The organism is Pseudomonas graminis (assembly GCF_004364335.1).
Classification (GTDB): domain Bacteria; phylum Pseudomonadota; class Gammaproteobacteria; order Pseudomonadales; family Pseudomonadaceae; genus Aquipseudomonas; species Aquipseudomonas graminis_D.
In genome coordinates, this window is sequence record NZ_SOCR01000001.1 from 245,784 (window position 1) to 266,560 (window position 20,777).

The 20,777-nt window shown below is 62.2% G+C and carries 19 protein-coding genes; 6 read left to right on the forward strand and 13 right to left on the reverse strand.

Features of this window, described 5'->3' with window-relative positions; genetic code table 11:
* Positions 1-197: 197 nt before the first annotated feature.
* The 11 genes from EC919_RS01050 to EC919_RS01100 form a co-directional block, all read right to left on the reverse strand.
* On the reverse strand, positions 198-2,573 hold the full coding sequence (locus EC919_RS01050; protein WP_133770372.1) for a response regulator: 2,376 nt from the start codon (positions 2,571-2,573) through the stop codon (positions 198-200).
* A 68-nt stretch (positions 2,574-2,641) separates the two neighbouring features.
* A complete protein-coding gene (locus tag EC919_RS01055) occupies positions 2,642-3,103 on the reverse strand; it encodes a response regulator (protein WP_133770374.1) in 462 nt (153 codons plus the stop codon).
* Positions 3,104-3,122: 19 nt separating this feature from the next.
* Entirely contained in the window at positions 3,123-5,378 is a 2,256-nt protein-coding gene (locus EC919_RS01060) for an ATP-binding protein (protein ID WP_133770376.1), read from the reverse strand.
* A gap of 156 nt (positions 5,379-5,534) precedes the next feature.
* Positions 5,535-7,475 carry a response regulator gene (locus EC919_RS01065; protein ID WP_133770378.1) on the reverse strand — a complete coding sequence of 647 codons (1,941 nt, stop codon included), beginning with the start codon at positions 7,473-7,475 and terminating at the stop codon, positions 5,535-5,537.
* The gene (locus tag EC919_RS01070) at positions 7,465-8,364 is read right to left on the reverse strand and encodes a sensor histidine kinase (RefSeq protein WP_133770380.1); all 900 of its coding nucleotides are present in this window, start codon (positions 8,362-8,364) and stop codon (positions 7,465-7,467) included. Before EC919_RS01070 ends, EC919_RS01065 begins: the two co-directional genes overlap by 11 nt.
* Positions 8,357-9,382: an ATP-binding protein gene (locus tag EC919_RS01075; RefSeq protein WP_208294937.1), complete on the reverse strand. Its 1,026-nt coding sequence runs from the start codon at positions 9,380-9,382 to the stop codon at positions 8,357-8,359. The genes EC919_RS01070 and EC919_RS01075 overlap by 8 nt, the downstream gene beginning before the upstream one ends.
* Positions 9,373-9,777 (reverse strand): anti-sigma regulatory factor, encoded by a 405-nt coding sequence (locus tag EC919_RS01080; protein ID WP_133770382.1) that lies wholly within the window; start codon positions 9,775-9,777, stop codon positions 9,373-9,375. The genes EC919_RS01075 and EC919_RS01080 overlap by 10 nt, the downstream gene beginning before the upstream one ends.
* Positions 9,774-10,136, reverse strand: a complete 363-nt coding sequence (locus tag EC919_RS01085; RefSeq protein ID WP_037010489.1) for an STAS domain-containing protein — start codon at positions 10,134-10,136, stop codon at positions 9,774-9,776. The genes EC919_RS01080 and EC919_RS01085 overlap by 4 nt, the downstream gene beginning before the upstream one ends.
* A gap of 4 nt (positions 10,137-10,140) precedes the next feature.
* Positions 10,141-10,992 (reverse strand): STAS domain-containing protein, encoded by an 852-nt coding sequence (locus EC919_RS01090; RefSeq protein ID WP_065991450.1) that lies wholly within the window; start codon positions 10,990-10,992, stop codon positions 10,141-10,143.
* Between the two features lie 267 nt (positions 10,993-11,259).
* Positions 11,260-11,739 (reverse strand): hypothetical protein, encoded by a 480-nt coding sequence (locus tag EC919_RS01095; RefSeq protein ID WP_133770893.1) that lies wholly within the window; start codon positions 11,737-11,739, stop codon positions 11,260-11,262.
* A 157-nt stretch (positions 11,740-11,896) separates the two neighbouring features.
* Positions 11,897-13,018 carry a DUF1615 domain-containing protein gene (locus tag EC919_RS01100; RefSeq protein WP_133770384.1) on the reverse strand — a complete coding sequence of 374 codons (1,122 nt, stop codon included), beginning with the start codon at positions 13,016-13,018 and terminating at the stop codon, positions 11,897-11,899.
* Between the two features lie 385 nt (positions 13,019-13,403).
* Between EC919_RS01100 and EC919_RS01105 the strand changes: the two genes are divergently transcribed.
* The 5 genes from EC919_RS01105 (at position 13,404) to EC919_RS01125 (ending at position 17,985) form a co-directional block, all read left to right on the forward strand.
* Positions 13,404-13,949, forward strand: coding sequence for a cysteine hydrolase family protein (locus tag EC919_RS01105; protein ID WP_133770386.1), 546 nt, complete (start codon positions 13,404-13,406; stop codon positions 13,947-13,949).
* An 11-nt stretch (positions 13,950-13,960) separates the two neighbouring features.
* Positions 13,961-14,914 (forward strand): 2-hydroxyacid dehydrogenase, encoded by a 954-nt coding sequence (locus EC919_RS01110; RefSeq protein WP_133770388.1) that lies wholly within the window; start codon positions 13,961-13,963, stop codon positions 14,912-14,914.
* A 230-nt stretch (positions 14,915-15,144) separates the two neighbouring features.
* Entirely contained in the window at positions 15,145-15,789 is a 645-nt protein-coding gene (locus EC919_RS01115) for an HAD family hydrolase (RefSeq protein WP_133770390.1), read from the forward strand.
* Positions 15,790-15,871: 82 nt separating this feature from the next.
* On the forward strand, positions 15,872-17,092 hold the full coding sequence (locus EC919_RS01120) for a putative DNA modification/repair radical SAM protein (protein WP_133770392.1): 1,221 nt from the start codon (positions 15,872-15,874) through the stop codon (positions 17,090-17,092).
* Positions 17,089-17,985 (forward strand): TIGR03915 family putative DNA repair protein, encoded by an 897-nt coding sequence (locus tag EC919_RS01125; RefSeq protein WP_133770393.1) that lies wholly within the window; start codon positions 17,089-17,091, stop codon positions 17,983-17,985. The genes EC919_RS01120 and EC919_RS01125 overlap by 4 nt, the downstream gene beginning before the upstream one ends.
* Before the next feature lie 33 nt (positions 17,986-18,018).
* Here the strand turns inward: EC919_RS01125 and EC919_RS01130 are convergent, their stop codons facing one another.
* Positions 18,019-19,086 carry an alpha/beta hydrolase family protein gene (locus tag EC919_RS01130; RefSeq protein ID WP_133770395.1) on the reverse strand — a complete coding sequence of 356 codons (1,068 nt, stop codon included), beginning with the start codon at positions 19,084-19,086 and terminating at the stop codon, positions 18,019-18,021.
* A gap of 406 nt (positions 19,087-19,492) precedes the next feature.
* Positions 19,493-20,098, reverse strand: coding sequence for an FMN-dependent NADH-azoreductase (locus tag EC919_RS01135; protein ID WP_133770397.1), 606 nt, complete (start codon positions 20,096-20,098; stop codon positions 19,493-19,495).
* A gap of 389 nt (positions 20,099-20,487) precedes the next feature.
* Here EC919_RS01135 and EC919_RS01140 point away from each other — a divergent pair, with 389 nt between their 5' ends.
* A complete protein-coding gene (locus EC919_RS01140; protein ID WP_133770399.1) occupies positions 20,488-20,769 on the forward strand; it encodes a hypothetical protein in 282 nt (93 codons plus the stop codon).
* Positions 20,770-20,777: the final 8 nt, after the last annotated feature.

A 20,777-nucleotide genomic window follows, 5' to 3' on the forward strand; every position in this document is an offset into this window, starting at 1 on the left:
GTTGAATGTGACGACGCCTTCGCGGCAAGCGCGCTCCTACAGGGTATTGCGGCGTACCCAACATTCCACTAGGGCCGGCTTTAGCCGGGAAGAGGCCGGTGCGTACGGCATCAATATCATGGTGTGACAACCGACGCCTTCCCGGCTGAAGCCGGTCCCACAATGGGAGCCCGGCTTCAGCCTCTTCAATTGCGGACCTACGCCTTCATCAACACCCGGGCGAGTTTGTTCGCCAGTTCTTCTTCCTTGTACGGCTTTTGCACGATCAGCTTCGGGTCGACGTCGAGGATGTCGATGTCAGCGAAGCCGGTGATGAACATGATCGGCAGTGCCGGGTGGTCACGACGGACGATTTCCGCCAGTTCGCCACCGGTCATGTTGGGCATGGCGAAGTCCGTCAGCAGCAGTTCGATGCCGGGGTCGAGCTTCTTCAACGCTTCTTCGCCGCTGTCCGCCTCGACCACCGAATACCCCAGCGAGACCAGCATCATCGCCGTCACCGAGCGTACGTCCGGGTCGTCGTCGACCAGCAGAATCGTGCGGTGCTTGTCGTCGGCGTCGGCGCGGCCGGGCATGTCAGAGGCGCTGACCACCGGGACCGCCGTGCGCGCAACACTGGGCAGGTAGACCCGCAGCGTGGTGCCGGCGTTTTCAGCGGTGTCGATACTCACGCCGCCGCCTGACTGCTTGGCAAAGCCGAACACCTGTGCCAGCCCCAGTCCCGACCCCTTGCCCACCGCCTTGGTGGTGAAGAACGGTTCGAACGCCTTGGCCAGCACTTCCGCGCTCATGCCGCAGCCGGAGTCGCTGACCGACAACACCACATACGCGCCGGGCTCAGGGTCTTCGGGACGCTGCGGCAGCCGGTAGACCATCTCGTTCCAGGTGCTCAGGCGCAGTTGCCCGCCCTGGGGCATGGCGTCCCGCGCGTTGATCGCCAGGTTGAGGATGATCATCTCGGTCTGCGTCGGGTCGACCAACGCATTCCAGAGGTCCTCGGCCAGTTCGGTTTCCACCCAGACGCTGCCGCCCAACGCACGCCCCAGCAGCTCGCGCATGCCGTCGATAGTGTGATTGAGGTTCAGTGCAACGGGCTCCAGGCGCTGGCGACGGGAGAACGACAGCAACTGGCTGGTTAGCTTCGCGCCCCGCTCGCCCGCCTCACGGATATTCTGCAGGCGCTGCGGCGACTTGGTGAACACGCCTTTTTCCAGATCCCGTGTCAGGAAGTTCGCGCTGGTGAGGATCACCGTCAGCAGGTTGTTGAAGTCATGGGCCACCCCGGCCGTTAACTGACCGACCACCTCCAGCCGCTGCATCTGCTGCAGGGCGGCCTCGACGCGCTCGCGTTCCTTGATCTGATCGCGCAGACGCTTGTTGGTCGCCGCCAGCTCGTCCACCACCGCGCGCTCGCCGGTGATGTCGCGCACGGCGGCATACATGAGCCCGTCGTCCGGGACAATAGTCCACGACAGCCAGCGAAAACCCCCGTCAGCGTGACGCATGCGATTGACGAACCGCGTCGTCACGTAACCGTCGGCCACGCTGGCGGTCTCGCGCAACGTGGCGGCGAGATCATCCGGATGGATCAGTTCGCTCAGAGGCTGCCTGGCCACTTCATCACGGCCCCAGCCCAACGTCGCTTCCCAGGCGGGGTTGAGGGCAATCGGCGTCATGTCGAAGTGCAGCACCCCCAGCAACTCCCGCGAAAGCTCCCAGGTGCGGTCGCGCTCGCGGGTTCGCTGGACGACGCGTTCGCCGAGAATGTCGTTGAGCTGATGCAAGGCCTCAGTGGCACGCTTGCGCTCGGTGATGTCCTGCATGACACCGGTGAAGCGCACGCACTGGCCATCCTCGAACAGCGAACGACCGTTGGAAAACACCCAGCGTTCCTCGCCGTCGTCGGTGATCAGTCGGTGCTCGATCTGGAAGGAGGTGTCCACCGTCAGCGCGGCCATGACCTTGCTGTGCAGGTGATCGCGGTCATCCGGATGGCAGAGCAGAAACATCGTAGCCAGACTGACGGGGGTGTCGGCGCCAACGCCATAAAGCGTTTTGCAGCGCTCGTCCCACAGCAACGTGTCGGTGCGCGGATCGTACGTCCAGACGCCCATGTCTGCCGCTTCGATCGCCAGATGGGCCCGCACCTCCGCCACTTGCAGCGTCTTTTCGGCGTGCAGGCGCTTTTCCCGCTCCTGCACTTCCGAGACGGCGCGCATCACTGCCTTGGGCAGCATTTTCATGTTCTGCTTAAGGACGTAATCGATGGCGCCCATGCGCATCATTTCGACCGCATGCTGCTCACCGAAAATCCCCGAGAGAAAGATGAAAGGCGTCTTCGGGGCCAGGCGCAGTGCGCTGTTGAGCACATCGGCCCCCGACGAGCCCGGCAACAGGTAATCGCTGAGAATGAGGTCAAAACGCGCGGCCGTCAGCTCACGTTCAACGTCCTGATGGTTGTAGACCAACGTGGCGTCGATCTCCAGACCGCTGCTCTCGAGGGTGAGCAGTATCAGCTCGGCATCCAGCGAACTGTCTTCGACCAAAAGCAATTTAAGCTGCGATAACGACATGGGTAAAAGTCATTGTTCCAGTAAGGGCTTGCGCGAAATGCGTCTACCCAGGCCAGGAGGCGCCGGTTTCAGGCGCCTGGGCGGCGGGCGAGTCGCAGGGAACCGGGAGGCGGCTCATTCAGAACAGCCCAGAACACTCCAAGATCCGAAATCGCCGAGACAAATTCCTTGAATTCGACAGGCTTGACCACGTAAGCGTTCACACCCAAAGAGTACGCACGATCCAGATCGGGCTCCTCGCGCGAGGACGTCAGCATGACCACGGGAATGCTGCGCAGCTCCTCGGTCTCACGGATGGCTTTGAGCACCTCAAGGCCATTGACTTTCGGCAGCTTCAGGTCCAGCAGCAGCACCGCCGGGTTCCCTGCCACTCGATCCTCATGCTGGTTGCGGCGCAGCAGGTAATCAAGGGCTTCGGCACCGTCACGCAGCACGATCACTTCATTGGCCAACTGGCTACGCTCAAGCGCGACAAGTGTCAGCTCGAGGTCGTTGGGGTTGTCTTCCACCAGAAGAATGGGTTTAAGCACTGGGCGTCTCCTTCGACACTCAAAGAGTAGCGGTCAAACCGCGCTTGGGCAGCGCAAAGTAAAAAGTGGCGCCATGGGCCAGTTGGCTATGGGCCCACACGGTGCCGTCATGGCGTTCGATGATCCGTCGCACACTGGCCAGACCAATGCCGGTGCCTTCGAATTCTTCCATGCGATGCAGGCGCTGGAACACACCGAACAGCTTGCCGGCATACGCCATGTCGAAGCCGACGCCGTTGTCCCGGATGTACACCACGACCTTGCCGTCTTCCTCGTAACTGCCGACCTCGATCACCGCAGGATTCTGGTCACGGGTGTACTTGATCGCGTTGGACAACAGGTTGCGCATCGCCAGGTGCAGGAACGCCGCATCGGCAATCACCACGGGCAACGGCTCCGAGATCTTCCACTCTAGCGCGCGGCCTTCGTAATCAGGCAGCATTTCCCGGCGAATCGACTCGACCATGGCGCTGAGGTCAACGTCGGAGAAGCGCATGGCCGATCGACCCATCTGCGAAAAGCTCAGCAGGTTGTCCACCAGGGTACCGGCAAAGCGCGCCGAGTCGCTGATGTTCTCGAGGAAGCGCACACCCCGTGCAGACAACTTGCTGCCTTCAATGTCACTCAACAACTCGGCGTAGCCAGCGATGTGGCGCAGCGGCGCGCGCAAGTCATGGGAAACACTGTAGGAAAACGCTTCGAGCTCCTTGTTGGACTTCTTCAACTCATCGGCAAGCGCGGCCATTTCTTCAGCCTTGCGCAGCACGATGCCCAACACGGCCGTACGCAACTCGGTTACGGCCTCGCAGACCATGTCATCCCACGGTCTGGAAAAGCCGCTAACGGTCTGTTGCCAAAGGGCGAAACTGTGACGCGGGCTCAGTGAGCCAGTCGAAGCGACGTTTTTCTCGGGCCTGCCCGCCCAATTCACGACCCGAGTCTGCTCGGGCCGGAACCAGATGATGAAGTTGGAGTGCAGTTCGGAGATCGTCGTTGCCAGCACCCCGCTGACCGAGGCCGCCAGCCCCGGCAGTTCGGGGATGTCGCGGCTGACATTGTCCGAACGAAAGACAGCATGGGGATCGCGGTCGCCCAGCCAGTGGGCAAGTTTCACCAACTGCTCACGGTTGGGCGTTTCGCCGTAGACATCGATGCTGGCGCCGGATATCACCGCAGCGCCGGTCGCGCCCACGAAATCCAGCAACACCTGGGGCATGGAGCGCAGGCCGCCGGTCACACTGTCGAGGTCGGCCATGGCTGCCAGCATCTGCACGATCTGCCGGCGCAGGCTGAGCATGCGCTGGTTGTCGGCCTGGGCTTCCTTGCTCTCGATTTGCAGCGACAACACGCTGCCCAGCAGCTCACAGGCGGTGCGGGTCTGGAAACTGACCCGCCGAGGCGCGGCATGGTGGCAGGACACCAGGCCCCACAACTGCCCGCGCACCACGATGGAGATCGACATCGACGCCAGCGTCTGCATGTTGCGCATGTACTGCAAATGCACGGGCGACACGGCGCGCAAGGTGGCGAAGGTCAGGTCCAGCGGTGCGCCGGTCAGGGGATTGTTGCCCGGTATCAGCGCCGATGGCTGGTAGTTGGCGTCTTCGATGACGCGAATACGGTTGGCCAGATAGAGTTTGCGAGCCTGATCCGGCACGTCGGACGCCGGGAAGCTCAGGCCGAGCATGCTTTCATAGCCATTGTCGGTGACTTCGGCGCTGACCAGCCCGTTGCCGTCGGCGTCGAAATGGTACGCCAGAATCCGACCGAAACCGGTGATGCGCTTGACCTCCGCCGCCGCGCGCTGACACAGCGCATCGATGGTCTCCATGTCGTTCATCTGACTGATGAAGCCGCGCATCAGCGGGTATACGTTGCCGTAGGCGGTGCTCATGTCCCCGGCCGGCTCGAACTCGGCGATCAGCACGCGGTCATGACGATGCACCATCATGGTCATCGGCTGACCAGCGCTCGAACCCTGCAGGAAACTCACGTCGCCCAGGTGGAAAGGGTTTTGCTCTTCATCGGGCAGCGCCTGCAGGCGCTGGAGCAGTAGCTCATGTTCGGCGAACACGCCGCAGAGCGCTGTGCCGATCAATGAATGCGGATCCAGGCCGAGCCAGTCGCTGACATTGGCGCTGACCTGAATGACTGTCGATGTCGCTTCATCGATGACCAGCACGAACCCCTGCGGCTGAATGCTGCCGGGGATCTGGATCGGTTCGCGTGCGCACTGCTCGATCGCGCCCTTGAGGGCGTCGTCGCTGAGGGTCAAGGTCTGGCTCCTTCACCTTCAACGTTTGGGCAAACGGCGTCGGCAATGTGTGCCCGAAAGGCGGCACGGATGGGAATGCCACACACGGTAACAAAAACCGACCGGCTCAAATACTCCGAACTCACTGATTGGCGAGAAAAAAACCATTCGTTCGCGTTAGCTGTCGACCATGGCCCGGACTTTCGACAGTAATTCCACCAGCTGGAAGGGTTTGAGAATCATGTCCATCCGTTCGCCCAGGAAATCCTGCCGGTTCAGTGCGTTCTCGGCATAGCCGGTCATGAACAGCACCGGCAAGTCGGGACGCCAGACTCGGCCACGCTGAGCGACCTCGCGACCGTTCATCTCCGGCATGCCGACATCGGTCAGCAGCAGGTCGATGGTGGCATCGTTTTCCAGACACGACAGCGCCGTAGCGACATCCGCCACCGGGGTGCAGCGATAGCCGGCATCGGTGAGCACTTCATTGACGAACATGCGCACCGAGGCCGTGTCTTCGACGATGAGCACGTGCTCCCCTGCCCCCTGTGCCGCGACGGCCATGGGCTGCTGCGGCTCGACGCCCTGCTCGTCCGCGGCCGGCAACATCAGGGTCACTTCGGTGCCGTGGCCAACGACGCTGCGAATCTGCACGTCGCCACCCGACTGCCGGGCGAAACCGTAGATCGTTGACAGGCCCAGGCCGGTGCCCTGGCCGATGGGCTTGGTGGTAAAGAACGGGTCGAACACCTTGTCGATCAGGTGGTGCTCGATGCCGACGCCGTCATCGCGCACGGTCAGGGCAATGTAAGCGCCGTCTGCCATGCGCGAATGACCCTGTGAGTAGGTCTCGAAGGTGCTGATCCAGATATTGCCGCCCGCCGGCATGGCGTCACGGGCGTTGATCACCAGATTGAGCAAGGCGCTTTCCAGCTGGCCCGCGTCGACCATGGCCACGGCGCTGCGCGAGGTCAGCTCAAGCCTCAGGCCGATGCCCTTGCCGATGGTGCGCGCCAGCAGATCTTCCAGAGACCGCACGTATTGATTGACGTCTGAAGCGCGGGTGTCGAGGGGCTGCTGGCGAGCGAAGGCCAGCAGGCGGTGGGTCAGCGCCGACGCGCTTTTCGCCGACGCCAGCGCGGCATCGGCATACACCAGGACCTTTTCCGTGCGGCCGTCTTCGGTGCGTTTCTTGACCAACTCCAGCCCGGTGACGATGCCGGTCAGCAGGTTGTTGAAATCGTGGGCGATGCCGCCGGTCAGTTTGCCGATGGCGTCCATTTTCTGCGCTTGCAGCAGTTGCTCTTCGGTCCGCGCGCGCTCGGCCACTTCATGGGCCAACCGGGTATTGACCGAATCCAGTTGCTGCAGGTGCGATTGCTCGCGACGTCGGTGCTCGGTGACGTCCTCGATGAACACCAGGCTCATGCCGCTGACCCGGTACGGCGAAACCTGCCACTCGGTCTCGCGCAGTTCGCCCTTGACCCGCATGCTCAGGGTGCCCATCCAGCGCTCGCCGGCTACCAGCGCCTCACGCAGCCCGTCCAGTGCCGAGCCCTGATCTTCGCTGAAGCTGCGCAGCACCGAACTGTCGCCAGCGTCCTGACCGATCAATTGGGCAAAGGCGTGATTGGCCTCATGGACTTTCAGGCTGCCGTCCATGACCGCAATCGGCGCCGACACGTTGGCGAAAATCTCGCGAAAGCGTTCTTCGCTGTCGCGCAGGGCGTGCTCGGTATCGCGCACCCGCAGCAACGTGCGCAGGGTGGCAAGCAACACATCAGGATCGACCGGGTGCACCAGATAGGCGTCCGCCCCAGCTTCCAGGCCGGTGACGATGTCACCGGTCTGGATCGACGCCGCGGACACATGCACCACCGGCAACAGCGCCGTGCGGGGTGCCGCGCGCAACTGACGAACGATGTCAAAGCCGCTCATGTCGGGCAGATTGACGTCGAGGATCAGCGCGTCGGGGATCCGCTCGGCGATCAGCGCCAGGCCTTCGGTGCCGGTACCCGCTTCCGACACCGTAAAACCCTGACGTTCCATGCGCCGACGCAGGGCGTAACGGGTCGCGGTGTTGTCATCGACGATCAGCAGCCGGGTCTCAGACTTCATCGGCAGGCTCCTGGGCCAGCGTCAGCGGAATCACCACATAGAACGTCGAGCCCACACCAGGCTCGCTTTCCACGCCCACCCGGCCACCGAGCAATTCGGCGAAACGTTTGCACAGGGACAGGCCCAACCCGGTCCCGCGCAAGCGTTTCTGCAGTGGCGAGTCGACCTGAATGAAGTCTTCGAACAACGCGCCATGAAGTTCCTGGGGAATGCCAATGCCGGTGTCGGTCACGGCAAAGCGAACCGAGGCCTCGGATTCCAGCCGTGCCGAGACGCGCACTTCGCCGCGCTGGGTGAATTTCAGGGAGTTGGAAATGAAGTTGCGCAGAATCTGCCCGAGCTTCTGGTCATCGGTGTAGAGCCTCGGCAGGCCCGCGGGCTCTTCAAAGATCAGGTCCACGGCCGAGGTGTCAACGATGGGCCGGAACATGCCGCGCAGCGCCGAGAACAGATCGAACATGTCGAACCAGGCCGGCGAGATGCTGATGCGCCCGGCTTCGATCTTCGCCAGATCAAGCAGGTCGTCGACCATGTCGCTCAATTCACGGGCAGCGTGACTGACGAACGCGACCTGTTTGTGTTGCTCGGGGCTCAACGGGCCGTCCAGCTCATCGGACAGCAGGCTGGCGATGCTCAGGATCGAGCCCAGCGGCGTGCGGAATTCATGGCTCATGTACGACAGAAAACGGCTCTTGAGATCCGACGCCTCGCGCAGTTGGTCGGCCTGATCTTCAAGCTCGGCGTAAAGCGCGAGCACGCCCTGATTGGTCTCATCCAGCTCGGCACGCAGCGACTCGGCCTCGGTGCGCAAGCGTTCGAGTTCGAGCCGGGTGTCGATTTCGATGCCGCAAGCGCCTTCTGGCGTCTCACCGGCGGTGTTGTCAGTCATCGAGCATCTCCAGAGCCATTGCCAATACCGTCACATCGTCCCTGCCCCGGCTGTAATCGCGGTGCAATACCGCGGCAATGATCGCCGGGTGTCGGTACATCAGACCGGGATAATCGCGAAGATTCCAACGCGATTGCAGACCGTCGCTGAACAGGATCAACAACTGCCCCGTGCAATCAGCGTAATCCATCGGTGCAACCTTGCGGTATTGCAGGCCGACGATGCCGGGGTGCGAAGGAATGCCTCGGGCTTTCTCATCGCCAATCAACGTCGCCCCGATATTGCCGATGCCGACAAAGCGCAGTCTGCCCGAGGCGCCGTCGAACTGCGCCAGTGCAGCGGCGCCACCACGGCTGCCGCGCATGTCGAAGTGCAAATCGTCGAGCAGTACGCCGGGGTCGGCGAAGGGGTTGCGAATGAACGCCCGGGCGCCCGCCATGCCCGCGTCTTCGGCTTCCGGACCGTGACCCAGGCCGTCGATCATCATGATCGACACCTGCTGTCCCTTGATCGCCACTTCCCAGACATCGCCGCAGGCCGGGTCATCGTGCAGCGAGTGCTGAGTGATGCCCATGCGCAGGTCCTTGAAGGAGGCCTTGCGCGGATAGAAGCGCGCCAGCAATACGCTGCCGCGGGGGTCGCTGTGCACGTCGAAGACCTGCGCCTGGCGCAGCACCGAGCCCAGGCCGATGCCTTGCGTGCCACGGGTGGAGAAGCCGTCGGTCATGCAGTTCTGGACGTCGAAACCCTTGCCCCGGTCGATGGCAAGGATCTCGACACCCGCCGCTGCGCCCGAGACGTCGCCCGGCAGCGCGCGCACGTGCAGCTCACCGCTCTGGGCATGCTTGATGATGTTGCTGGCCAGTTCGGTCACCACCAGCGCCACGCGGCCGCAATCTGTTTCGTCAAAACCCGCATCTTCAGCGAGTCTCTGCATCGTGCGCCGGGCATGGCCCACTTGACTGACATCCTCCACCGACAAGACCTGCGTCAGCTGACTGTGCAGGTTCAGGTCCATTTGCAGATCGTCACGCGCGTGCCCGCACCGGGTGAGGTGTCCAGCTCGAAATCGTCCACCAGCCGCTTGGCACCCGTCAGGCCAAGGCCAAGGCCGCCGCCAGAGGTCCAACCGTCGGTCATCGCCAGCTTGAGGTCGGGAATGCCGGGGCCTTCGTCGCGAAAGGTCAGGCGCAGGCCGACGCGCAGGCCGTCCTCGACGATCTGCCAGTCCATGTCACCGCCGCCACCGTAGACCATGGTGTTGCGCGCCAGCTCGCTGACCGCTGTGACCAGCTTGGTCAGGTCGATCAGGCGCATGCCGCATTCCTGGGCCAGCTTGCGCGCGGTCTGCCGGGCCAGCACTACATCCTGCTCGATGCGGATGGGTTGAGTGCCGCTGCTGCGCACGGTCATTGGGAATAGGCTCGCTCGCGCAGCAGCTTCATGCCGCGCTCGACGTTCAGTGCCGTGCTGACGCCGGGCAGGGTCATGCCCAGCTCCACCAGCGTGATAGCCACCGCAGGCTGCATGCCGACCAGCACGGTTTCGGCGTCCATGATCCGTGACAGGCCGGAAATCATGCCGATCATCCGGCCAATGAACGAATCGACCATGTCCAGCGCGGAAATGTCGATCAGCACGCCGCGTGCCGAGGTGCGGCTGATGCGCTCGGACAAGTCGTCCTGCAGCGTCAGCGCCAGTTGGTCATGCATGTCCACCTGAATGGTGACGAGCAGAAAGTCGCCCATCTGCAGAATCGGGATGCGCTCCATGGGCTCATACCGCCTTGGTGAGGGTGACGCCCAGACGGCGCAGGGCCAGTGCGAGGGCATCGGCCAGATTGGCTTTGGTGACGACGCCTTGCAGGTCCAGACCCAGGTGCACGATGGTCTGGGCAATCTGCGGACGCACGCCGCTGATGATGCAATCGGCGCCCATCAGCCGGATCGCCGTGACGGTTTTGAGCAGATGCTGAGCCACCAGGGTGTCGACGGTCGGCACGCCGGTGATGTCGATGATCGCGATTTCCGCGCCGGTGTCGACGATGCGCTGCAACAGCGATTCCATGACCACTTGGGTACGTTGCGAGTCCAGCGTGCCGATCATCGGCAGTGCCAGGACGCCGTCCCACAGCTTGACCACTGGCGTGGACAGCTCAAGCAGTTCTTCCTGCTGACGCTTGATCACCGCTTCACGGGACTTCTGATAGGTGCGGATGGTGTGAAGACCCAGACCGTCGAGCAGCTCGGACATCTGCAGCACTTGCTCGGCAATCAGCAACGGCTGGTCGGCGAAGGCATTTTGCAGCTGGGTGAACAGCGGGCCCTTGAGGGCGAAGATGAAGCTGGCAGTCTGCTGGGAATCCTGACCGGCCAACGCGCGCTGGCTGGATAATTTTTCCAGGAAGTGACGAACGTCATCCCACTCGGTGGTGGTGATGTTGGCGGAGCCGCCCTTCTCCAGCGTCGACGTCAGCAGGCGCAGGAAGTCGGCGACTTGCTGGCGGATTTCCTCGGGTTTGAGGTTACGCGTTGCGCCGCTGGCTTCCAGGTCGGCGTGCCATTGAACGGCCAGCTGCGATTCGGAGCGCTTGAGGGCGTCGACGGTGATTTGTTGTAATGCTGCCATGGGGGGTGGCTCCAGTGAGTGCGCGTCGAAAGCTTGAGTGGATCGACTTGAGCAGGCCTGTGAAATAAGCAGAGCGGTCTAAAACAGCGCGAAAACGTTGAGCAGCAGCGGGTTACCGGGCGCGGAACGGGACAATGCCTGGCTCGCCTGATCGCAGCCGCTGCAAAGGGCTTGAACCGGGCAGACGAAATACGCCTGCCGCGAGTTGGTGTCAAGGTAACATCAGCCCGTTTTCATTGTTTCTTTATCGGCGCGATCGGCGCGGACTTAAAACACACTGTCGACGACCTGCACATAGATGGAAAACGCTCCCAGCAAAAACCAGAACCCCGTGAAGAGCCATGGCGTGCGCATTGAAAACATCAGCGACTTGCGATAGCCCTTCTCGCTGGACTCGTGCTCACTGAACAGCGGCGAATCGTCATACGCCAACCCCATGGCCGGCTGACTGCTGAGCAACTGGGCCTGCTTGAAATGCCAGTGATCGATGATTTCGTACGCCGCGCGAATGCCGGGCCAGGCGTGCATGGAGCTGATCAGTCCGAGCAGTGTGAGAAAAGGCGGCACCACCAGCGTGAACATCTTGCCCCACTCCGGATTGAGGTTGGCCATCGACGAGGCGAAGGCAATGACCAGAAATGATTGCGCGGACAAATAGGCGTTGGTGCGGTTGGACAGGATCGCCGTCTCGTACTGGATTTCCTTGCGGTAGAAATCCAGCCGGTCTTTGGGCGATCCGAACAGCATGGCATCGGCCACCTGATCATTGGCCGGTGAAGCCTCGGGGGGCGGGTTGCTGCTGGTAATGATGGTGGGTGTTTCGATGTCGCGATTCACGAGGGTGCCTCCTGCAAATTTGAATGTGGGGCCGGCGTTCGCCGGTAAGCTTTCAGCAATCCCATCCTCACTTCAACGAACCCGATGCCCGCGCCATGCAGCGAACTCGCCGTTCTTCCACCCGCTGGGCAAACCAGGCCGTGGTCAGCTTGCGGGTGATCTTCGGACTTTCCAGCACGATGCCCGGCAAAATCGCCCTCGGCAGCGGTTTGCCGGCGGCTTTGTCGGCGATGGCGAAAATGTTCGCGTACAGCTCCGTGTCTTCGAAGGCCAGGGTCTCGCCCTTCTCCAACTGGCTGCGGATGGTCGTGTTGCGCATATCCAGCTGCGGGTAGAGGCTGCGCACGGCCAGTTCGGTCTGCCCCAGGGCGGGGCCGAAACCGTAGCTGATCAGGTCGCCATCCAGTGCCAGACGTTTGCCGGACACCCGCGCCAGGGCGCTCTGGAACGCCGCATTGCGACTGGCGTACCAGCCGGCGTTGAAGTCGGCGAAGCGGTACAGCGGTTTGTCGTAGCTGACCGGGTAACCCAGCAGGTGGGCGATGCCGAAGTACATGCCGCCGCGACGGCTGAACACTTCATGGCGAATAGAGCCCTCGACCGGATAGGGATAATCGCGGGCCTGCCGCTCGGCAAAGTCGATGCTGACCTGCATGGGTCCGGCGGTGTGCACTGGATTGAAGTTGCCGAACAGCGTGCGGCCCAGGGGCACCATGCCGATGAAGTCGTCGAAGATCGCGCTCAGGTCTTTCTCCGTGCGGGCAGCGCTCAGGCGTTCGTTGAAGGTCTTGCCGGTTGACGAGCGGATGTCCAGCGCGCTGCGCACCAGCAGATTGGGGATGTGCGCCTTGCTGGCGCGACGGTCGATCTCGTCTTGGGCGATCTTGCCCATGCCAGGCACGGCCGGGTCGACCTGAAAGTTGGATTCCTGCTCGGTCACGGCCAGCACGGAGCAGAGGTTTTCAACGCTCGGATTGATTTTCTGTGCGTCGAAGGCGCGCTGAATGTCCTCGGCCCAGCCCTGGCGGTCGGCGACATTGGCGGGCAACAACCGCACAATTTCACTGCGCACCACCGCGGGGTCCGGCGCGGGTTCCTGGCTGCGTTGCGAGCTGCAACCGGCGAGCAGTGTCAGCACGATCAGGCTGGCTAGGGCATGGAGGTGGCGGCTGATTCCGTTCACGGGCATGACTTCTCGTTGGTTACTCAAATAAGGTGGCGGCTTATGGACACCGACAACCGCCGCTGATTCAAACGGGGCTTGTGCCTTGATAGCAGGGCCGCGCTCAGCAGGGACAGCATCGGACGGCGCGCCGCACAATCGATGTCTGTACGCACCGGCCCCTTCCCGGCTGAAGCCGGTCCTACTATCACTCCGCGCGCCCGCCAGGACCGGCTTTAGCCGGGAAGGCGTCAATCATTACACTGCAAAATTGATGTCGTACGCACTGGCCCCTTCCCGGCTGAAGCCGGTTCCACAAAAAGCATCGCGTTCAACCTGTGTAGCGGGAGTGGCCCTACGCTCGGGCAGGCATTACTCTGACCCACCCCACTCATTCAACAAGGAAGCCCGAATGTCCAGCACAGCGCTCATCGTAGTCGATATCCAGAATGACTACTTTCCCGGCGGTAAATGGCCACTGGCAGGGGCCGACGCCGCCGCTGACAATGCCGCCAGGGTCATTCAGGCCGCCCGCGACGCCGGGGACCTGATCGTCTTCATCCGCCATGAGTCCGGCGCCGACGCGCCTTTCTTCACCCCCGGCTCCGAGGGCGCGAGGCTGCACCCCAAAGTCCTGAACCTTGAAAGCGAACCGGTGGTGCTCAAGCATTTCCCCAACTCGTTCCGCGAAACCGGGCTGCAAGCGCTGCTCGAAGACAAGAGCATCGAGAACCTGGTGATCATCGGTTCCATGAGCCACATGTGCATCGACGCCACTACCCGCGCGGCGGCGGACCTCGGCTACACCGTCAAAGTCATTCACGACGCCTGCGCCAGCCGCGACCTGGAGTTCGAAGGCAACGTAGTGCCGGCGGCCCACGTCCACGCGGCATTCATGTCAGCGTTAGGCTTTGCCTATGCCGAGGTGCTGAACACCGAAACCTATCTGGCCCTATGAAGGAGAAACCAATGAGCGAGAAGAAAGCCGACATTCTGGTCTGGGGACCAATGCATGCATCGCTGATGCACAATCTTGAGCGCGATTACAGCGTGCACAAACTCGCCGACATCAACGACATCGACGCCTGGGCCAGCCAACACGGGACCAAGGTGCGCGGCGTCGTCACCAGCGGCGTGTTTGGCACCGACAACGCCATCCTCGACCGCCTGCCGAACCTGGAAGTGGTCAACAGCTTCGGCGTCGGCTATGACGCGGTCGACACTGACTACCTGACACGCCGTGGCATCAAGCTGAGCAACACCCCCGACGTGCTCAACAACGCCGTCGCCGAAACCGCCATGGCGCTGATGCTCTGCGTGTCCCGCCGCATCAGCCAGGCCGAGCGCTTCGTGCGGGCCGGCCAGTGGCCCGACGGCAAATTCCCCCTCGGCAACGACCTGTGCGGCAAGACCTGCGGCATTGTCGGCCTGGGCAAGATCGGCAAGACCATCGCCAGACGCGCCGCTGCGTTCGAGATGAACATCGCCTACTTTCGCCGTGGCCGCGCTTACGACGATGTGGCCTACCGGCACTACGACAACCTTCAGCACCTGGCCCAGGACTCGGACTACCTGATCGTGATCGTTCCCGGCGGCCCGGACACCCAGCACCTGATCGACGCCGAAGTGCTCCGGGCACTCGGTCCCAAATCATTTCTGATCAACGTCGCCCGCGGCACCGTTGTCGACGAGAAGGCCCTGGTGGCCTCGCTGCTGGCCTCGGAAATCGCCGGCGCCGGCCTCGACGTGTTCGAAGACGAACCCAATGTGCCAGCCGAGCTGTTGAAGCTGGACAACGTGGTGCTCACCCCGCACATCGGCTCGGGGACCTACGAAACGCGCCAGGCCATGGCCGATCTGGTGTTCGCCAACGTCAGTGATCATTTCGAGAAAGGGACGCTGGTCACGCCGGTCGAGCTGTAACCGGCGTTTCACGTGCAGGCCTGACGATAACGACGTCGGCCTGCCTGCGAGCCGTTTAAATCCCGGCACCCGCGACCCACGGGCTGGACGCGCCGTACCGTAAGTCAGTGCCCGAACATCGAGGCCAACTTTTCTGGATAATGCCGGTCGAACGGCCCCACCCCGGATTCCAGACATCTGCACATGCATTCCGATCAAGCAACCTGATCGAGAAAGAAGGAGAACCCCGCTTGAATATTGCCGGCGTCATTTTTGACTGCGACGGAACCCTGGTTGACAGCGAACGGCTGGCCGCCGGCCTGCTGCGCGACATCCTCAACAAACACCAGGTTTTACTGAGCGTCGACGAAGTGCTGCAACGCTTTCGGGGCGTGCAGTTTGCGCTGTGCCTGGAAGGCCTGTGCCGCGATTACCCATGGTTGCCAGGCGACGACATCGAAAGCGAATTCCGCGCACGCACCCTGCCGCTGCTCCGTGAACGGCTGGAAGAAATGCCCGGCGCTGTCGAGTTCGTGCGTAACCTGGCGCTGCCTAAGTGCGTCGCCTCCAACGGCCCGCGCAGCAAGATCGAAACCTGCCTGAGCACGGTCGGCCTGCTGGACGTATTCCACGGCCTGATCGTCAGCGCTTATGAAGTGCAATCGTGGAAACCCTCCCCGATCCTGATCGAACACGCCGCCGAATTATTGGGCCTGCCGCCCACTCAGTGCCTGTTGGTGGAAGACAGCATTCCGGGCGTTGAAGCCGGGCTGGGTGCCGGCGCGCAAGTAGCGGGTTACGGCGACACGGATTTTTCGGCGTTCATGGACAACGCCAACTTCCATCGTGTCAAAGATTTCGGTGAATTGAAGGAATTGGTACAGCGCATCAGTTGATCGACCGGTCATCTATCCGATCGGCCCTTGTTCATCCCCGGCTAACTCGATACTGTACATAAAAACAGTATCGAGAAAATCCATGCAGCTGATCGACAAGCTGAGCATCCTCGCCGACGCCGCCAAGTACGACGCCTCCTGCGCCAGCAGCGCAGCGCCCAAGCGCAGCTCCGAAGGCAAATCCGGCCTCGGATCGAGCAATGGCATGGGCATCTGCCACAGCTACACCCCTGACGGGCGCTGTGTCTCGCTGCTGAAAATCCTTCTCACCAATTTCTGCCTGTACGACTGCCAGTACTGCGTGAACCGCCGTTCCAGCGACGTGCCGCGGGCACGTTTCAGCCCGGAAGAAGTGGTCAGCCTGACCATGGACTTCTACCGCCGCAACTGTGTCAGCGGCCTGTTTCTCAGCTCCGGGATCATCCGCTCGGCGGACTACACCATGGAACAGCTGATTCGCGTGGCCAAGCTGCTGCGTGAAGACCACGAATTCCGTGGCTATATCCACCTCAAGACGATCCCCGAAGCCGACCCTGCGCTGATCGAAGAAGCCGGGCGCTACGCCGACCGTCTCAGCGTCAACATCGAACTGCCGACCCAGCTTGGGTTGCAAACCCTCGCGCCTGAAAAGGAAATGGGCTCAATCAAGCAGGCGATGCAGACCATTTACACCGGTCAACAAACCGTGCTCAACGAGCCGCGGGCGCCGAAATTCACGCCAGCCGGGCAAAGCACGCAGATGATTGTCGGTGCCGACGAGACCGATGACAGCACCATCCTGCACACCGCTGAGTCGCTGTACGGCGATTTCCGCCTAAAGCGCGTCTACTATTCGGCGTTCAGCCCGATTCCCAACAGCCCGAAAAGCGTGCCCCACGCTGCGCCACCGTTGATGCGCGAGCACCGCTTGTATCAGGCCGACTTCCTGCTGCGCAGCTACGGCTACAGCGCCAATGAGTTGCTGCAAGGCCCGGGGCATCTGGCCCTGGACATTGACCCGAAGCTGGCCTGGGCGCTGGAGCATCGCGACATCTTCCCGCTGGACCTCAACCGCGCGGAACCGGCGATGATCGCGCGGATCCCCGGCATCGGCATTCGCACCACCAAGCGTCTGGTCGAACTGCGCCGCCAGCGCCGCATCCGTTACGAAGACCTGACCCGGCTGCGTTGCGTGCTGGCCAAGGCCAAGCCATTCATCATTACCAGCGACTACCATCCCCGCCAGGCCGAAAGCTCGAGCATCGATCTGCGCGAGCAGCTGCGGGACAAACCCCAGCCGCAACAGATGGCGCTGTGGGGATGATCATTCTCGATTGCGCGGACTCATTCGACACCTGGCGGCAGCAGGCGCGCTGGCTGATGAGCCACCAGATCAACCCGGATCAGGTGAGCTGGAGCGTGCAGCAGGACGCTGACCTCTTTGCCAGCGACACCCATTACCCGGACGAACCCGGCCCTTTTCGCGCGCGCATTCCCCTTGAGTTGCTGGAACTGCTGCAGAACGCCGCACAGTTCTGCGGCGACCAGCGCTGGACGCTGCTCTACGAAGTGCTCTGGCGAGTCAGTCACGGTGATCGCACGGCCATGCTGGCCGGCGACAAACTGGGCAGCGAACTGCACCGGCGCCTCAAACAGGTCAGCCGCGAAGCCCATCACCTTCATGCGTTTCTGCGTTTCGTGGCGCTGCCGGTGATCGATAATGCCGAAGACGTTGCGGCCAAGGCGGCGTTACTGGAAATGACGTGCCTGCCGGAATACGTCGCCTGGCACGAGCCCGCCCATGACATTCTGCGCACCGCCAGCGAGCATTTCATCGGGCGCATGGGTCGTCATCGCTGGATGATCGCGACGCCAAAGGACGGCGTGTTTTATGACGGCGTGCAGCTGATTCATCAGCCTGTATGCCCGGAGGCCTGGCAGTCGCTGGCGCGCAACGCCGACGATCCCCACGGCAATTTGTGGCTGACCTACTACAGCCACATTTTCAATCCGGCGCGGCTCAATCCGAAAGTCATGCAGGGCCATCTGCCGGCGCGGTTCTGGAAGAACCTGCCAGAGGGGCCATTGATTCCGGCATTGATCAGCGAAGCGCGCACCGGCGGGCAGCGTGATGGTCAGGCGCGGGAGATTGCCGAGCGGCGCGGCAAAGTGATTCGTGGCAAACCCACGCCCTCGCCTGCGGCGGACGCCCAGTAGGCAGCGCGGTTGGGCTCAGGTCCCCGGTGAGACTCACTGATCCAGGCTGTTGACGGGCTCAAGCTCACGATGGGCGGCGGTCTGCATTCCGGCGGTACTGGTCGGCGTGCCCAGAGCAGTGCCGAAAAAACGCACGGCTTCCGTGCTCAGGTCGCGGTGAATGCTTTCGCGATTGACGCCGATGGCATCGGTGCACAGCCCAGGCTGGGTGGCGCGTTGCTCGTCATCACAAGGCGCCATGAACACAAAGTGCCCTGCCCCGGCGAACAGTTTGAAATCCGAAACGTCGGGCAGCTTGCGCGCCAGCGCTTCGGCGTTCTTGTCGATGGCGAGCAATTCGTCTCCGTCGCCGCTGTAAAGCAATACCGGCACGTGCACGTCAGCCAAGGTCTGCCGACCGAACATCAATCCCAGCGGCGCCATCAACATCAATGCGCCCACACGGGGGTCAGCCTGGGCGTGCAAGTCATCGCGATCTGCGACCAGTTCGCCCTGGGTTTTACAGGCATCACGATCCTGGGGGCGCTCGGTGCAGTAATGGCGCAGACGCTGCAGATCAGGCTGGGCGCCGGCGAGAATCAACGCCGTTTCGCCCCCCGCCGAATAGCCGATCACGCCGACGCGGCGCGCGCTGATGTACGGCGACAGCATCGGGTCGATCAATGCGGCACTGATGGCTTCGGATATTTGCAGCGGACGACCGTAGAGATTGCTCAGGCTGCCCAGGCGGCTGTGGTCCATGTAGTTGTCGCCCGGATGAAACACCGCCACAACGACAAATCCCTTGCGCGCCAGTGACGTCGCCAGGTCGTGTTGCGCCAGCGGCGTGCCGGTGTTGCCGTGGGACAGCATCAGCAGCGGGAAACGACCCATGGCAATGGTGGCGTCCTCGGAAGCTTCAATGGGATAACCCTGAACGCGGGTGATGTGCTCATCGTCGGTGGAGGGGTAAAAGGCGTAGGCGTGCATGGGCCGGGAATCCAGCGGATCGAGGAACGTCAGCTCGTGAAAGCCCACACTCCAGCTCTGTAGCTCGCTGGCCTGCACCGAAATCAGGCTGCCCAGCAGGCTGATCATCATCACTGCACAAAGACGCATCATTGCAATGCCCCTCACCTTATCAATCCATGCCTGCCGATTCAGACGCTCAAGGGATGAAGCCCCGCAAAAACGGCGTCTGTCGCTATCTGACCCTTGGGGTTCGATAACATTCCGAAACGTTTGAGGATCAATAGTGCACAAGGCGGGCCAAGCTCGATGAATTGAAGACATCGGCCGCCGTTTGACGCAGAACCGACCGGATGGGCCGGCATTCTACGGGCCTGGAGAAGGTTACGCGCAAAGAAGTCATAAAGGCTGTCGCCCGGCTGAACGCGCGACCGCAAAACGACGAAAGCCCTGCCATCCATCGGCGTGTGGGCCGATGGTGACAGGGCTTTCAGGTGGCGCTTTTTTCGCTTAGAGCCGCTTCGCCCCCTTGGCGGGGACGCTCGCTGCGTGGTCGGGCTTAGGCGAACAGCGTTTCGCTGATGTGCTTCTGCGCGGCGGCCATGGCAGCGGCACGCGGCTCGTCGCCATAAGCCAGGCCTTCGGCCACGACGAAGTGCAGATCCGTGACGCCGATAAAGCCGAAGACCACTTTGAGCAGGTCGTCATGGCCAACACCGCTCGGCAAGCCCTGATGCAGACCGCCCGTGGTGGAAACGATGATGACTTTCTTGCCCTTGCACAGACCTTCCGGGCCCGCTTCGGTGTAGCGGAAGGTGCGGCCCGCCACACAGATGCGGTCGATCCACGCTTTCAACTGACTCGGGATGCTGAAGTTGTACATCGGCGCACCGATCACCACCACGTCAGACGACAAAAACTCTTCCAGCGTCGCTTCATTGGTGTCGACTTCAAGCGTCTGCGCCGCGTCGCGGCCTTCCACCGGCGTACCGGCAGCGGCCAGCGTGGCGCCGGAGAAATGATTGAGTGGCGCGTTCGCCAGATCCCGGTACACCACCTGCGTGTCCGGGGTGATAGCGGTGAAAGACTGAACGACACTGCGGCTCAACTGACGCGAAGCGGAGTGATCGCCGAGGATGCTGGAATCGAGGTGCAAGAGTTTCATGAAGTGCTTCCCAAGGTGAGAATCGCCGCCTGGCGATCAAGTGGCGTCATCCTACCTGATGGGGTAATGCGTGATTAGAGGGTGGAAATGCGATAGATCGTCCCGCATACAGGACAATCGAAACCCCGGCCCTGGGTTGGTCTGAGTGTTGGTCCGAGGCATCCGCGAAAATGCCGGCATCGATGGCGTTCACTCCGGCCCCTTCCCGGCTGAAGCCGGTCCCACTAAAAGCATCGCGTGCGGCAGTCAGTCCCATTGCTTGTCTCATGTGCTCGCCGCGCGACTGGATTTTGCCGCCCATACGCTGTCCAAACCCATGTTCGCGGGATCAGTGGCAGCACCGTCCTGCGTCATTTAGCCCGCGACCGATGTGCTTGCCTGGAGGCCCGATGAATCTGCACACGCCCCTGACCGACGACGCCGGCTCTGCGCCTCAGCAGGACTGGTTCTCACCTGAGCACCGCGCCCGGATCGACGAGTTGATTGCCAGGCTCAACACCAGTGACACCCGGGAAAGCGTGTCGCGTTATCACGCCATGGCCGAGGGGTATTTGTTAGGGCTGCTGGACAGCTATCACGTGAGCGTCGAGCACCACGACGCCGTACGCCAATATCTGCACAACCTGGCCATTGCGCGGCTGAAAGCGGTGAAGCCAAAGCTGCGCAGGTGAGCACCCGC

Bases quoted from the DNA above. Each gene is read 5' to 3' on its own strand.
- EC919_RS01110 (WP_133770388.1), top strand. From the start codon at position 13,961: ATGAGCGAGAAGAAAGCCGACATTCTGGTCTGGGGACCAATGCATGCA.
- EC919_RS01080 (WP_133770382.1), bottom strand. From the start codon at position 9,777: ATGACCGTGCGCAGCAGCGGCACTCAACCCATCCGCATCGAGCAGGAT.
- EC919_RS01140 (WP_133770399.1), top strand. From the start codon at position 20,488: ATGAATCTGCACACGCCCCTGACCGACGACGCCGGCTCTGCGCCTCAG.
- EC919_RS01130 (WP_133770395.1), bottom strand. From the start codon at position 19,086: ATGATGCGTCTTTGTGCAGTGATGATGATCAGCCTGCTGGGCAGCCTG.
- EC919_RS01135 (WP_133770397.1), bottom strand. From the start codon at position 20,098: ATGAAACTCTTGCACCTCGATTCCAGCATCCTCGGCGATCACTCCGCT.
- EC919_RS01125 (WP_133770393.1), top strand. From the start codon at position 17,089: ATGATCATTCTCGATTGCGCGGACTCATTCGACACCTGGCGGCAGCAG.
- EC919_RS01050 (WP_133770372.1), bottom strand. From the start codon at position 2,573: ATGTCGTTATCGCAGCTTAAATTGCTTTTGGTCGAAGACAGTTCGCTG.
- EC919_RS01100 (WP_133770384.1), bottom strand. From the start codon at position 13,018: ATGCCCGTGAACGGAATCAGCCGCCACCTCCATGCCCTAGCCAGCCTG.
- EC919_RS01085 (WP_037010489.1), bottom strand. From the start codon at position 10,136: ATGGAGCGCATCCCGATTCTGCAGATGGGCGACTTTCTGCTCGTCACC.
- EC919_RS01065 (WP_133770378.1), bottom strand. From the start codon at position 7,475: ATGAAGTCTGAGACCCGGCTGCTGATCGTCGATGACAACACCGCGACC.
- EC919_RS01120 (WP_133770392.1), top strand. From the start codon at position 15,872: ATGCAGCTGATCGACAAGCTGAGCATCCTCGCCGACGCCGCCAAGTAC.
- EC919_RS01070 (WP_133770380.1), bottom strand. From the start codon at position 8,364: ATGACTGACAACACCGCCGGTGAGACGCCAGAAGGCGCTTGCGGCATC.
- EC919_RS01095 (WP_133770893.1), bottom strand. From the start codon at position 11,739: ATGCTGTTCGGATCGCCCAAAGACCGGCTGGATTTCTACCGCAAGGAA.
- EC919_RS01075 (WP_208294937.1), bottom strand. From the start codon at position 9,382: ATGGACCTGAACCTGCACAGTCAGCTGACGCAGGTCTTGTCGGTGGAG.
- EC919_RS01105 (WP_133770386.1), top strand. From the start codon at position 13,404: ATGTCCAGCACAGCGCTCATCGTAGTCGATATCCAGAATGACTACTTT.
- EC919_RS01090 (WP_065991450.1), bottom strand. From the start codon at position 10,992: ATGGCAGCATTACAACAAATCACCGTCGACGCCCTCAAGCGCTCCGAA.